The organism is Streptomyces sp. NRRL S-920 (assembly GCF_000717945.1).
In the GTDB taxonomy this organism is placed as follows: Bacteria; Actinomycetota; Actinomycetes; order Streptomycetales; family Streptomycetaceae; genus Streptomyces; species Streptomyces alboniger.
The window spans coordinates 42,821-56,215 of the sequence record NZ_JODF01000028.1 but is presented as its reverse complement, the minus strand read 5'-3'; the positions used below and the strand labels follow the sequence as shown (position 1 = coordinate 56,215).

The window sequence follows — 13,395 nt, the reverse complement described above, 5'->3', positions numbered from 1 at the left end:
CGCGGGGTCCTCAGCGGTTCAGCTCCTCCGGGCAGGGCGTGCCGCGCGGCAGCTGGTAGGGGGAGCCGAGCCGGTAGGTGCCGGCCTTCGGGGCGAGCAGTTCGACCCACTCGTCGCCGTTGTGGTCCTCCTTGGCCTCCACCAGGCAGCCGTGGACGTTGGCGTACTCCTTGGGGCGCCGGTCGTTGAGCGCGCGGCGCTGCTTGGAGTCCTCGGTCTCCTCGGGCCGCGCCACGCCCTTGCCCTCGGCGTCGACGACGCTCAGCCACGGGGAGTACGGGATGCGGATCAGGACGCGTCCGGGCCGGTCCACCCGCAGCTTCATCTCGCCCTGCTCGGCACGCTCGACGACGGCGTGCGGCTCGGCGAGCGGCGTCGGGTCGACGACCTCGTACAGCCGCCAGTCGGAGTCGACCCACACCTGCTTCAGATACGGCAGGCCGTCCTTGATGAGCTGCGCCTCGCGCTTGCCGCCGTCGCCGTCGGGCTCGCCCTCGGGCAGCACCACGTAGTGCACGGCCCAGCGCTGGAGCCATTCGCGGTAGTTCGCGGAGTTGAGGGTGTCGTCGTAGAAGAGCGGGTTGCGCTCCATGTCCGCCTGCCTGTTCCAGCCGCGGGCGAGCTGGACGTGCGGGGCGAACGCGGAGGCCTCGCGGTGGCTGCGGGCGGGCACGATCTCGACGCGGCCCTTGGCGGCGCCCACCTCCCGCAACTCGTCGATCAGGGGCGACACCTCACGCGTCCAGGACGCGACGGGCCTCGTGTGCACGATGTCGTCGCCGGTCTTGTACCCGATCCAGCCGGTGAACCCGGCGAGGGCCAGCACGATCGCGTACCACTTGCGGGACTTCTTCACGGTGAACGGCAGCGCGGCGAGCAGCACGACGCCGGTGAAGCACATCGCGAGGCGCGTGATGTTGGATCCGATCTGGGAGTTGATCACCCAGACGCCGAGCACGAACACGGCGTACACGGCTGTCGTGATCCGCACGGTCTTCCACTGCTTCGGTACGCAGAAGTAGACGCAGACCGCGCTGATCAGCGGCGGGGACGCCGAGCCGATCGACATCGGCTGGGTGCCGGAGAACGGGAAGAGCCACGCGGACAGGCCCACGACGACGGCGGGCGCGACCCCCAGCGCGTACGCGCCCGGGTAGCGCTTGCTGAGGAAGAGCGCGACGGCGACGAGCCCGACGAAGAGGCCGGCCACCGGGCTGCCCATCGTGGCGAGCGCGGCGAACGGCGCGGCGACCAGGGCCTTGGCCCACCGCTTGTAGCGCCAGCGGTACGGCCAGCAGAAGACGGCGGCGACCGCCATGAGCGCGAACATCTGGCCGAGGCCGTAGGTCACACGGCCCGACACGGCGTTGCAGAACAGTGCGAAGACACCGGCGAGGGCGGGCCACATGGGCTGCTTCACGGCCCGGCTGCGGACCAGGATCATCGTGAGGAAGGTGGCGGAGAGCGTCCCGGCGATCATCATCGTCGTCCGCACGCCGAGCACCGACATCAGATACGGCGAGACGACGCTGTACGACACCGGGTGCATGCCGCCGTACCAGGCGAGGTTGTACGCCGAGTCGGGGTGCCGCCCGACGAACTCGGCCCAGGCGTCCTGCGCCGCGAGGTCGCCGCCGCTGTTGGCGAACGCGAAGAACCAGATGATGTGCAGCACGGCGGCGAGCGCCGTCGTGAGGGTCACCGGGTGGCGCAGGAGGCGCCGCAGGCGCTGGTCGACGGCGGAGTCGGCCGCGGTGGGCACCTCGGACGCGGTGGACGCGGTGGACGCGGTGGGCGCGTCGGATTCTCGGGAGGGCGGCGTTGGTATTCGCGGGCCCGTGCCCGGGCTCTCGCCCTCGCTGCTGTCCGGCTGTGCGTCGTTTTCGGCGCGCGTCGGCTCTGTTGTGGCCACTGAAGGCTCTCCCCGTGTCGTCCTGTCCCCGGGGTCGAGGCCTGCGAGGAATCCGTCCCGGAACACCCCGTCCTCGGCTCCGGCGTACTGCCCCCCGAGCTTGTGACGCTAGCACGCACACGGCGGGGGGAGGCCCGGGGTGGGCCTCCCCCCGCCGGGGTGCGGCTGGTTCCCGCCCCGGCTCAGCCGACGCGGCGCAGCTTGGCGCCGAGGCCCGGTTCCGCGAGGTCGTTCTTCAGGGCCACGGGCACCTCGACGGCGTCACCCTTGCCGTCGCCGACGCTCAGCACGCCGACCTTGGTCCCGGCCTTCGCCGTGTGCGGTACGGGCTTGCCCTTGTTCTCCTCCAGCATCAGCTTCACGGTGAGGCCGGACCAGCCCGCCGCGGAGACGTCCTTGGTGGCGACGACCGGAGTCGTGCCGCCCAGGCCGTCGTCGACCTGGCCCACCACGTCGCCCTTCTTCACGATCTTCTTGGCGGTGAGCGCGTCCTGACCGGCCTCGATGAGCTTGCGGGTCACCCCGGTGACCTCGTCGATGTTGGCGACGCCGTTCTTCCCGTACTGGCCGAGGGCGGCGCCGATGATCGTCTGGGTCTCGCCGCCGACCTTCTTCTCCGCGGCGAAGAGGATGTTGCCGCCCGCTGCCGTGGTGGTGCCGGTCTTGATGCCGATGGCGACGGTCGGGACGAGGCCGAAGTAGTTGTTCTGCTGGTCGCCGTTGAGGTCCTTGTAGCTGGGCTGGCGGGAGATCTCGTTGAAGACCGGGTTCTCCATCGCGGCGCGGCCGAGCTTCACGAGGTCCTCGGCGGTGGAGACGGTCGTCTTGTCGAGGCCGCTGGGGTCCGTGTAGTGGGTGTTCTTCATCCCCAGCTCCTTGGCGGTCTTGTTCATCTTCGCGACGAACGCGTCCTCGGAGTGGCTCTTGGTGTCCCAGCGCGCGAGCAGCTTGGCGACGTTGTTGGCGGACGGCAGCATCACCGCTTGCAGCGCCTCGTACTGGGAGATCTTCTGGCCCTCGGTGACCTTGACGACGGACTCGTTCTCCGGCTTGCCCGTCTCGTAGTGCTTCTGCGCGGCGGCGTCGACGGGGATCTTCGGGCTGTCGTGCTCGCCCTTCTTCAGCGGGTGGTCGCGCAGGATCACATAGACCGTCATGACCTTGGCGATGCTCGCGATCGGTACGGGCTTCTGCTCACCGGACGTGCCGAACGAACCGAGTCCGTTGACGTCCATCGCGGCCTGTCCCTGGGACGGCCACGGCACGGACGGCTTGTCGCCCTCGAAGGACACGGACTTCTGCGCGGTGAGGGTCAGGGTGGGCGCGGGCAGCGGCCGCACGGCCTGTACGACCGCAAAGACGACCACCAAAAGCAGCACCAGCGGCGTCCAGATCTTGACCCGGCGCACGGCGGTGCGGACGGGCGTCTCGGGCGGCGGCGGGGTGTTGGTCAGCTCGGCGAGCAGGTCGATGGGGGGCTTGGGGGGCAGCGGCTGCTGCGTGGTCCGTTCCACTGGGGGCGGCGGCGGGGTGACCCCGCCAGCGGCAGGGGCCACGGGCCCGGCCTCCGCCCCGGCCTTCGACTCCCCGGCCTTGGGCGCGGCCTTGCCGGCCGGCTCGTCGAGGGGCTTCAGAGCGACGAACTTACTGGTCCGCTCGGCATCCCGCTCACTGTCCCGCCCGGCCTTTGCAGCGCCCTTTGCGGAACCCTTGCCGGCACCCTTGGCGGGTGCCTCGCCGCCCAGCTTGAGCATGGTGGTCGGCTGATCCACGGCAGGCTTCACGGAGGGAGCCTTGAACACGGCGGTAGCTTGATCAACCCCGGCGAACTTGTCGTCGGGGGCGGGGGGCTTGGTGCCGGGGCCGGTGGGGGGCTCGGGGTTCTGTTGGGCGGGGGCGTCGCTCTTGGCGGCGGGGGTTTCCTTGACCGGGGCGTCGCTCTTGGCAGTCGGGGTTCCCTTGGCCGGGCTGGCACCTTCGGCGGCCGGGGTTCCCTTGGCCGGGGCATCGCCCTCGGCGGCGGAGGTTTCCTTGGTCGGGGCGTCGCTCTTGGCAGCAGGAATTCCCTTGGCCGGGGCGTCGCCCTCGGCAGTCGGGGTTCCCGTACCCGGGGCGTCGCCCTCGGCAGCCGGGGTTCCCGTGCCCGGGGTGACACCCTCGGCAGCCGGGACTCCCTTGGCCGAGGCACCGGCCTCAGCGGCGGAGGTTTCCTTGGTCGGGGCGTCGCTCTTGGCAGTCGGGGCTCCCGTACCCGAGGTGACACCCTCGGCAGCCGGGACCCCCTTGCCCGAGGCACCGGCCTCAGCGGCGGAGGTTTCCTTGGTCGGGGCGTCGCTCTTGGCAGCAGGAATTCCCTTGGCCGGGGCGTCGCCCTCGGCAGCCGGGGTTCCCGTACCCGCGGTGACACCCTCGGCAGCCGGCGCTCCCTCGGCCTGGGCATCGCCCTCAGCCGCGGCTCCCTCAGCCGGGGCGCCCTTGCCCGAGGCACCGGCCTCGACAGCGAAAGCGTCCTGGCCCGAGGCACCGCCCCCGCCGGCGAAAGCTTCCTGGCCCGGGGCGTCACCCCCGGCAGCCGAGGTCTCCTCGGCAGCAGCAGCCCCCTCGCGGGAGGCAGCGGAAACCGCTGCCTCGGCAGAAGCGCCCTCCGCGTGATCGGCGCCCTCGCCAGAAACCGCACCCTCGCGGGACGCACCGCCCCCGGCAGAAGCACCCCCCTCCGCACCGGCGCCCTCGCCAGCCCCCGCGCCTTCGCCAGAAGACTCGTCCGACGTGGCGACCCACGCCGCCACCGCGTCCCGCAGCCGCGCGTCACCCTTCACCGCGCCACCGGAGGACTCCGGGGCACCCGGGTCACCGGAGTCACCCGGGGCACCCGAAGTACCCGAGTCACCCGAGCCACTCGGGGCACCCGGAGTACCCGGAGCCTCGTCCCCCCCGCCGGCAACGGCGCCCCGCGCCGCCGGGACCTCGCGGGCCACCGCGAGGCGCGGGTCCCGTTCCTCCGGTGCCGGCGCGGAGGGATCCGCCGCAGTCGGGTTCCCCGACGACTTCCGCTGCTTCGACCTGTCGGGGGTCTCGCCCGCCACCGATGCCTCCTCGTACGCCATGCCGTATGCCGATGCTGATGCTTGCCGTGTGCTGGCCGTGCGCCAAATCCGGTCCGGACCCACTGTCCGAACCGTGTACCAGTGTCCTGTGTGAGGGCTTAACCCCCGTGGTAGACGAGAACGACATACCTGCTGGTTCCCGTACATCCCGCCCACGCGCTCTCGACAGATGAATGTGAGAGGGGTCACCCTGTCATTCATCCACGCGGGGAGGCATGGATGGGCAGGAGCCGCAGAACAATTCCGGAGGAGCTTCTGCTGCTCGCTTTGGACCCGGCCACGGGTACCACAGCGCAGCCGCAGTCGCTCGACCTCGGTCTGGCCGGAGCACAGCTAGTGGAGCTGGCGCTGGCCGGACGGATAGCCCCAGACGGGGATCGTATCGCCGTGGTGATGCCACGGCCGACCGGAGATCCGACTCTGGACTCCGCACTGGAACTGCTGCGCAGGCGCGGCAGCCCGGTCCGGGCCGTCCACTGGATCGGCGGGCCCCGGCTGGGGCTGCGCCAGATTTACCTCTCGCATCTGGAGCGGTGCGGCATGGTGCATGCCGTGGCGGGCCAGATGTGCGGAGTACTGCCGACGACTCGCTATCAGGCGACGGACACGGCGATCAGCCGGGACATCAGGGCCCGGCTGGATTCGGCGATCCGCACCGGCGTACCGCCGGACCCGCGGACCGCGGCGCTCGCCGCGCTGGCCCACGCGGTCGGTCTCGGCAAGCATCTGTACCCCGGGAACGAGGGGCGTTCATCGCGCTCCCGCCTCCGGGACCTGATCAGGCACGACCCCATGGGCGGTCTCGTGGCGCACGCCGTGATGGACGTCCAGAACGGCGTGGCAGCTCAGCCGCGCCGCAGCGCAGCACCGGCAGCCCCCACGGGTGCCGGCGGCCGGCAGCCGGCCAGGGCGGCGGCGGACCCGGACCGGATCCCGATGCAGCCGCGCCGCGGATCCATGGCACGCGCCGTGGCCCACTGAGCACGGCACCACCAGCACATTCACCGCTCGGCACCAGGAGCGCGTAACCGCTCGGCACCACCAGTACGTGCACCGCTCGGCACCACCCGCACGTCACCGCTCAGCACAAGGCACTTACGCACCAGCGCACCTCTGCACCTACGCACCAGCGCACGCACCACCACACCAGCGCCGCACCGCAGTCCCCCAGACCCGGTTCGGGAGCCGCTGGGCCGCGCGGGGAGTGGGGCCGGACCGTCCGGACGACGACACCCCGGCACCACCACCCCGCGCGGCCGCACACCCTCCGGCGCCGCCAGGGACGGCCCGCACCCCACAACCGCCCGCACGTTCGCACATCCGCTGTTTCCCAGCGGTGCCACACAGGTTGGTGGCACTCTGCTGAGCAGTAGATACGCAAAATCGTGGCAGGCAAGCCGGAGGTGCACGTCCCGTGGCGTCCAATGTCAATCCCACCGTCAGGCGACGTCGCCTGGGCCAGGAGCTGCGCCGGCTCCGCGAGCTGAAGGGCATGACGGCCGAAGAGGTCGCCGAGCGTCTGCTCGTCTCGCAGTCGAAGATCAGCCGCCTCGAGAACGGCCGCCGCTCGATCAGCCAGCGCGACGTCCGCGACCTGTGCGGTGTCTACGAGGTCGAGGACCACCGCATCGTCGACTCCCTGATGCAAATGGCCAAGGATTCGCGGCAGCAAGGCTGGTGGCACTCCTTCGGCGACATCCCGTACAGCGTGTACATCGGCCTGGAGACGGACGCCGCTTCCTTGCGCGTCTACGACCCGCAGGTCGTCCCCGGCCTGCTCCAGACCCGTGCCTACGCCGAGGCGCTGATCACCGGCGCGCTCCCGGAGACCACGACGAGCGACATCGAGAAGCGTGTCCAGGTGCGCATGAGACGCCAGGACCGCATCGCGGCGCCGACGAATCCGCTGCGTCTGTGGACCGTCCTCGACGAGTCCGCGCTGCGCCGTGTCGTCGGCTCCGAGCAGCTGATGCGGGAGCAACTGGAACACCTCGTGGAGCAGTCGAAGCTGCCGCACGTGACGGTCCAGGTGATCCCCTTCGAGCTGGGCGCGCACCCGGGCCTCAACGGCCAGTACGCGATTCTGGAATTCCCCGACGCCGCCGACTCCAGCGTCGTCTACATCGAGGGCGTCACCAGCGACCTGTATCTGGAGAAGGCGAACGACGTCCAGCAGTACAGCGTGATGTACGAGCACCTGCGGGCCCAGGCGCTGAACGTGGAGCAGTCGCGCCGACTCATCACGGAAATCTCACAGGGTTACGCCCGCTGACCGAGGGCTGCGCCACCGCCCCCGCGCGGAAAGACCGGCACGGTACACCCTTGCCGCGTCGGGGCGGAAGACCCCCCTGGTATATGCCATCCGGTCGAGTGAATAGCCCCTTCACGCGCCGAAGTTGGCGAGTAGCGTCATTCACGCCATCGAGCAACAGCGTTGGCGCACACCGCGATGTGCGGTGAAAGCAACTCATCAACTGGTCGAACCGGAGTGAACATGGCAATCCAGCAGGGTGTTTCGCACACGTGGGTCAAGTCCTCGTACTCCACCGGAAACGGCGCGTGCGTCGAGGTCAAGTCCCCCCAGCACACCGGCATTTCGGTGCGCGACTCCAAGGTATCGGCGGGACCGGTCCTCGCCTTCCCCGCCGACTCGTGGAACGCGTTCGTCAGCGAGGTGAGCCGGGGGGCTGCCGATCTCGCGTGACGCCGACACACAACCGCATAAGCAGCACCGAATGAGCCCTCTCGACTGGCCCGCCGTCCCGGCCGAGGGGGCTCGGCCCTGCGCCGGGCCCCGCGCCCTCGCCTCCCGTCAGCGCAACTGGTCGACATACAGGTCCGTGCCCGGGACGGTCGGAATGAAAGGCGCCACCAACTCCACCCGGCCGAGGCCGGATTCGGCCACCGACGCGTCCCGCCCGGTGAAGTGCGCCTCCCAGCACGCGCGCGGATCCTCCTGGAGGAACCACAGCAGCGTCAGCCGGGTGTCCACGCCCTCGACCTGCTTCACGTACGCCATCCGGTCGCCCGGCAGCGGGGTCGGGCGGAAGACCGTCACCATCGCGGCCGGCGAACCGGCGAGCACGCTCGGCAGGTGCCGGGTCCGCAGCCACGTGAGCAACTCGGCTCTCCGCACGGCGCTTTCGGCGTCCACGACCTCAAGGACGAGGCCCTTGTATGGGTGGTCGAGCGCGTGGAAGTCGCGCGGGCCCGCCGCGCCGTCCCGGTAGACGGTCGCCTCGTGGTCCTGGAACGCGGTGAAGACGTGAGTGCGCTCCTGATGGACGCGGCCGTCACGGTTGAGGCGCTTGTTGATCCCCACGGTCCACTTCATGTGGTCGTCGTAGCGGCCTTCCGTGATCCAGTACGTCGAGAGGTAGCAGCCCGCGGTGACCGGCGCGGCGACCGCGGACCCGGCCGGGTAGCGCAGGAGTCGCAGCTCGCGCGTGGCGACCCAGCGGCGCCCCGCGTACATCCACGGCATGGCCATCGCCCCGGCGTAGTAGTGGTCGTCCTCGTACCAGCGGTTGTACGCGTACTCGTGCCCCGGGTGCGGCTCGACCAAGGTGATCAGAGCGTGTCCCGGGCGCACTCCGTAGGGCCCGACGGCGGCCAGTTCGGCGTATGTGTCGCTGCGGGTCTCGTGCGTCATGCCGCTGCCCTGCCCTTCTCTTCCCTCGCCCGGTGGACGCCCATACTCTGACGCCCCGTCAGTAAAACTGCCAGAGCCTGGAGGCGCCCCATGCCGTCGTCGCTGCTCACCGGTAAGACCGTCATCGTCTCGGGCGTCGGCGCCGGGCTCGGCCACCAGGTCGCGGCGGCCGTCGTGCGCGACGGGGGCAACGCCGTGCTCGGGGCGCGTACGCAGGCGCGTCTCGCCGCGTCGGCCGCCGGGATCGACCCCGGGAGCACACGGACCGCGTACCGGGCGACCGACATCACCGACGAGCGCCAGTGCGAGGCCCTCGCCGCACTGGCGTGCGACCGGTTCGGGGGGATCGACGCCGTCGTCCATGTCGCCGCGTGGGACAGCCACTTCGGCGGCCTGGAGGACGCGGACTTCGATACGTGGAAGGGGGTTGTGGACGTCAATCTGCTCGGCACCCTGCGGATGACCCGGGCCTGTCTGCCCGCGCTCAAGGAGCGGCGGGGCGGTTCGGTGGTCTTCATCGGCACGCAGTCGGCGGTGGCGGCGCCCTCGCAGGTGCGCCAGGCCGCGTACGCCGCGTCCAAAGGGGCGCTGACCTCCGCCATGTACTCCCTCGCCCGGGAGCTGGGGCCGCACCGCATCCGGGTCAACACCGTGCTGCCGGGGTGGATGTGGGGGCCGCCGGTGGAGGCGTACGTCCAGTTCACGGCGGAGTCCGAGGGGGTTGCGGCGGCGGAGGTGCGCGGGCGCCTCGCCGCGCGGATGGCGCTCCCCGACCTGGCGACGGACGGGGATGTGGCCGACGCGGTGGTCTTCTTGGCGTCGGACCGGGCGCGGGCGATCACGGGGCAGTCCCTGCTGGTCAACGCCGGGGAGCTGATGCGGTAGTGCGCCGCCTCAGGCGCGCGGGTAGCGGGCCAGCCAGCCCGGGGAGGAGACGGCGGGCCCGTGCAGGGCGGGGCCCTGGGTCATCTCCATGGCGAAGTCGTCCGCCAGCTCCAGCATCGTGGGGCGGCCCTCAAGCTCCGTGAGCCAGCCCGGCGGGAGCGCGGTCTCCCCGTGCAGCGCGCCGAGCAGCGCCCCGCACAGCGCGCCCACGGCTGCCGACGCCCCGCCGTGGTTGACGGCGAGCCGCACGCCGTGGCGGATGTCCGCACCGACCAGGGCGCAGTACACGGCGGCGGCGAGCGCCCCCTCGGCCGTGCCGTCCGCGAGCAGCTCCTCGACGCGCGCGGGCGTGGGCATCCCCTGGCGCACGCTGCCCAGCGCGTGCCGGAGCGCGTCCGCGACGGGCGGGTGGCCGGGGTGGGCGGCGAGCAGGGCGAGGGCCCGCTGGATCGCCCCGTCGAGGGACTCGCCGCGGGCGAGGCCGTGCACGATGACGGCGTGGGCGCCGGCGGAGAGGTAGGCGGTGGGGTGGCCGTGGGTCTGGACGGCGCACTCGACGGCCAGTTGCAGGACGAGCTGCGGCTCCCAGCCGACGAGAAGGCCGAAGGGCGCCGATCTGACGGCGGCCTCGGGGCCGCGCTCGTCGGGGTTCTTGGGGGTGGCCACGGTGCCCATGACGATGTTGCCGAGCCCGAGGAGGCAGGCGCGGGGCGGGTTGCGGCGCGCGTACAGCCACTCCTCGCGGGCCAGCCAGCCGTCCTCCTCGCGCCGCTCGTCCGGGCCCCAGTCGCTCTGGGTGGCGGCCCAGCGGCGGTAGGCGCGGTGCAGGTCGGTCGGCGGGTGCCAGGCGCCGGTGTCGCGGCGGACCTGGGCGCGTATGAGGCCGTCGACGGTGAAGAGGGTGAGCTGGGTGGCGGCCGTCACGGCGCCGCGTCTGCCGTGCGCGGGGGCGGGCTCGGTGAGGCCGTCGGCGCCGTGGGCCGCGCGTATGTCGTCCAGGGAGAGCCCGTCGACGGGCGCCCCGAAGGCGTCGCCCACGGCGGCTCCGAGGAGCGTGCCGCGCACGCGGCTGCGGAAGTCCTGCTGCTCGGCGCGGCCCCAGACACCGGTGGCTGCTGTGCCCACGGGACCTCCCTCAGTGCCTTGACGTGCCTCGCCCGGTTGCGGCTGCGCAGCACTGTAATCGACTGCGAACGACAAAATGCATCGCCAAGTGGAATGTGAAGAGTCGTCCTCGGGGTCGCTTTTGAACGTCGTTCACCAGACCTTCGCAGGTGCTACGGAACCTACGGAATTTCTGGTTCCGGACCGTCCAGGATCCGCTGCATCTGCTCCCGCGCCCACGCGTACCCGGGATCGACCCGCAGCGCCTCCTCCAGGGACGCCACCGCCTCGTCCCGGCGGCCCAGCGCTTCCAGGGACAGGGCCCTGCTGCCCCACGCCCACGCGTAGGCGGGGTCGATCTCCAGCGCCGACTCGTACTCCGCGACGGCCTCCTCGTGACGGCCCGCCGAGCGCAGCACATCGCCCCGCTCGCCCCGGGTGCCCGCCACGTCCGGGGCCAGGCGCTGGGCGCGGTCGAGGTCGGCGAGGGCGCCCGGCCCGTCGCCCAGGTGGTGCCGGACGCGGGCCCTGCGGGTCAGTGCCCAGGCGTAGTCCGGCCACAGGGCGATCGCGCGGTCCAGGTCGACGAGGGCCTCCTGGGGGCGGCCGAGGACGAACTTGGACTGGCCGAGGCTGCCCAGGGCCAGCGGGTCCTCCGGGTCGAGGCCGTGCGCCCGGTCCAGCCAGGGCAGCGCTTCCTCCGGTCGGCCCATGCGCCGGTAGGTCTCGCCGCGCTGGCGTGCCACCCACGCCGCGTCGGGCGCCAGCTCGGCGGCCTCGGCGAGGTGGCGCAGCGCGTTCTCGTACGCGCCGAGCGCCCGGTAGGTCACCGCGAGGTCGTGGTGGCCCCAGGGGTCGGCCGGGGCCAGCGCGATGGCGCGCTCGTGGTCGCCGAGCGCCTCCCGCAAGCGGCCGAGGAGGAAGAGCCGCAGGCCGTGGGCGTTGTACGCGGCGGCCCTGCCCGCGTCGTCGAGACCGCCGCGGGCCAGCAGCAGCTCCAGGACGCGCAGCGCCCCGGACTCCTCGTCGGCGAGCGCCGCCCGGCAGTCGTCGGACCAGGACCGCAGATGCCCCGCGTCCGTGTCGTCGGCCGCGTCCGCGACGGCCCGCGCCCACTCGCGTGCCACGGCCGTGTCCACGCGGCACGCGTCGACCCCGTCCCGCAGCACCGCGGGCAGCGCGGCACGGGGCCGGGCGCACAGCCGGTGGTACAGCTCCTCCACCCGCACGGCCCGCCAAGCGGAACGCGTCCAGGGGCGCCCAGGACCACCCCGGTCCTCCTCCTCCAGCACGCCGCGCCGCCGCCCGTACAGCTCCGCGAGCCGGGTGTGTCCCGCGCTCCACCGCTCGGGCGCGGAGCCGCGGCGCAGGCGCAGCATCGGGGCGCGTACGACACCGTGGTAGCGGGCCGCGCCCCCGCGGTCGGTCCCCACGAACGGCATCGCGCGCAGCCAGGCGTACAGCTCCGCCGGGCTCCCGCCGCCCTCGGCGCCCTCGTCGGTGGCGGCGCGGACGACCTCCTCGTCGAGGCGGCGGGGCAGTGCGCACGCCAGCGCGGCCGCGCGGCGGGCCGGGTCCTGCTCCGCCTTCAGGAAGCGCTCGACGGCCGTGGCGCTCGGGTCGCCCACGTCACCCGGGTCCGCCGGGCCGCTCTCGGCGAGGGTGGAGACGAGGACGGGCAGCCGGCCCGACAGGCGCAGCACCTCCGTGACCACCGGCTCGTCGGTGACGCCCTTGGCGGCGAGCAGGAGGCGTGCCTCGGCGTCCGTGAAGGGCCGCAGCGGCAGATCGGCGGCGAAGTCCGCGGCGCCCTCCCAGCGGGTGGGGTCGAGGGGGCGCTGGCCCGCGGTCACCAGGACGGCGTTGGCGGGGAGTTCGCCAAAGCGGTCGGTCGTCATCATGGCGTGCAGCCAGCGGTCGAGGAACGGCGCCGTCCGCTCGTACGTGTCGAAGAACAGGGCCAGCCAGGGCACGGTGTCGGCGGCCTCGGCCAGTTCGTCCAGGAGCACGGGGGTGAGCACGCGCTCCGGTTCCAGGACGAGGCGGGCGTCCTCCTGGGTGCGGAAGCGGGACCGCAGCCGGTCGGCGCCCCGCGCGAGGCGGTCCGCGTCGACGACCCCGGCGAAGGCGCCCACCACCGGCACCATGCCGAGGCCGACGACCCCGGCGCGGGCCGCCATCGCGCTGCCCATGGACGGCGCGTCCGGATCGGGTTCGCGCACGGCCGCCGCGACGGCCTCGTGGCTGCGCTGCCGGTAGGTGGCGAGGGCCCGCTCCAGCCGCTTCAAGGCCCGCCCCTGCTGGGCGAATTGGGCGGACAGCTCGGCGACCGCCTCGGGGATGCCGGCCGCCGCCTCGTCGACGTGGGCGACGAGCGCGCCGCGGTCCCGCGCCAGCTGCGCCAGCTCCCGCACCAGGGAGGTCTTGCCGACGCCCGCGGGGCCGTGCACGTGGAAGAGGAACCGGTGGCGGTCGTCGTCCGGCGGCAGCTCGAAGTTCTCGCGGAACATCCGCAGTTCCTCGCGCCGCCCCACGAAGCCCGCCCGCCGCCTGCGCCGGATCAGCTCCTGCATCGACACCCTCGCCCGCGCCATCCTGCCCCTCCCGCCTTTCGTGCCTTCCGGCGTACGGCCAGTCTCACGCACGCGTACGTGGCGCGGGGTGAACGGCGGCCGTCGGCCGTCGAACGTCCGGATCACGTAACGGAGTTCCTGCGGTGTACAACCTTCACTTCC

General features: G+C 72.4%; 9 protein-coding genes. 4 read left to right on the top strand and 5 right to left on the bottom strand.

The features are described 5' to 3' along the window. Window positions 1–10: 10 nt before the first annotated feature. Both IG54_RS0120570 and IG54_RS39675 read right to left on the bottom strand, forming a co-directional pair. Complete coding sequence (locus tag IG54_RS0120570) at window positions 11–1,912, bottom strand: glycosyltransferase family 87 protein (protein ID WP_030786224.1); 1,902 nt, start codon at window positions 1,910–1,912, stop codon at window positions 11–13. A 182-nt stretch (window positions 1,913–2,094) separates the two neighbouring features. Continuing rightward, the gene (locus IG54_RS39675; RefSeq protein ID WP_324615420.1) at window positions 2,095–4,731 is read right to left on the bottom strand and encodes a D-alanyl-D-alanine carboxypeptidase; all 2,637 of its coding nucleotides are present in this window, start codon (window positions 4,729–4,731) and stop codon (window positions 2,095–2,097) included. 507 nt (window positions 4,732–5,238) lie between these two features. On the opposite strand from IG54_RS39675, the gene IG54_RS0120560 reads away from it, so the two are divergent. The 3 genes from IG54_RS0120560 (at window position 5,239) to IG54_RS0120550 (ending at window position 7,723) form a co-directional block, all read left to right on the top strand. Continuing rightward, window positions 5,239–6,000, top strand: coding sequence for a GOLPH3/VPS74 family protein (locus tag IG54_RS0120560; RefSeq protein ID WP_030786217.1), 762 nt, complete (start codon window positions 5,239–5,241; stop codon window positions 5,998–6,000). Window positions 6,001–6,433: 433 nt separating this feature from the next. Further along, window positions 6,434–7,291, top strand: coding sequence for a helix-turn-helix domain-containing protein (locus tag IG54_RS0120555; RefSeq protein WP_030786215.1), 858 nt, complete (start codon window positions 6,434–6,436; stop codon window positions 7,289–7,291). Between the two features lie 222 nt (window positions 7,292–7,513). Further along, entirely contained in the window at window positions 7,514–7,723 is a 210-nt protein-coding gene (locus tag IG54_RS0120550; RefSeq protein WP_030786213.1) for a DUF397 domain-containing protein, read from the top strand. A gap of 108 nt (window positions 7,724–7,831) precedes the next feature. On the opposite strand, the gene IG54_RS0120545 is transcribed toward IG54_RS0120550, so the two are convergent. Continuing rightward, window positions 7,832–8,671: a hypothetical protein gene (locus IG54_RS0120545; protein ID WP_030786212.1), complete on the bottom strand. Its 840-nt coding sequence runs from the start codon at window positions 8,669–8,671 to the stop codon at window positions 7,832–7,834. A gap of 90 nt (window positions 8,672–8,761) precedes the next feature. Here IG54_RS0120545 and IG54_RS0120540 point away from each other — a divergent pair, with 90 nt between their 5' ends. Then, window positions 8,762–9,556 (top strand): SDR family oxidoreductase, encoded by a 795-nt coding sequence (locus IG54_RS0120540; RefSeq protein WP_030786211.1) that lies wholly within the window; start codon window positions 8,762–8,764, stop codon window positions 9,554–9,556. 9 nt (window positions 9,557–9,565) lie between these two features. On the opposite strand, the gene IG54_RS0120535 is transcribed toward IG54_RS0120540, so the two are convergent. Continuing rightward, window positions 9,566–10,681: an ADP-ribosylglycohydrolase family protein gene (locus IG54_RS0120535; RefSeq protein ID WP_030786210.1), complete on the bottom strand. Its 1,116-nt coding sequence runs from the start codon at window positions 10,679–10,681 to the stop codon at window positions 9,566–9,568. 161 nt (window positions 10,682–10,842) lie between these two features. Then, entirely contained in the window at window positions 10,843–13,254 is a 2,412-nt protein-coding gene (locus tag IG54_RS0120530) for a tetratricopeptide repeat protein (protein WP_030786208.1), read from the bottom strand. Window positions 13,255–13,395: the final 141 nt, after the last annotated feature.

Coding starts and splice junctions, on each gene's coding strand:
- IG54_RS0120560 (WP_030786217.1), top strand. CDS start 5,239: ATGGGCAGGAGCCGCAGAACAATTCCGGAGGAGCTTCTGCTGCTCGCT.
- IG54_RS0120550 (WP_030786213.1), top strand. CDS start 7,514: ATGGCAATCCAGCAGGGTGTTTCGCACACGTGGGTCAAGTCCTCGTAC.
- IG54_RS0120545 (WP_030786212.1), bottom strand. CDS start 8,671: ATGACGCACGAGACCCGCAGCGACACATACGCCGAACTGGCCGCCGTC.
- IG54_RS0120540 (WP_030786211.1), top strand. CDS start 8,762: ATGCCGTCGTCGCTGCTCACCGGTAAGACCGTCATCGTCTCGGGCGTC.
- IG54_RS0120530 (WP_030786208.1), bottom strand. CDS start 13,254: ATGGCGCGGGCGAGGGTGTCGATGCAGGAGCTGATCCGGCGCAGGCGG.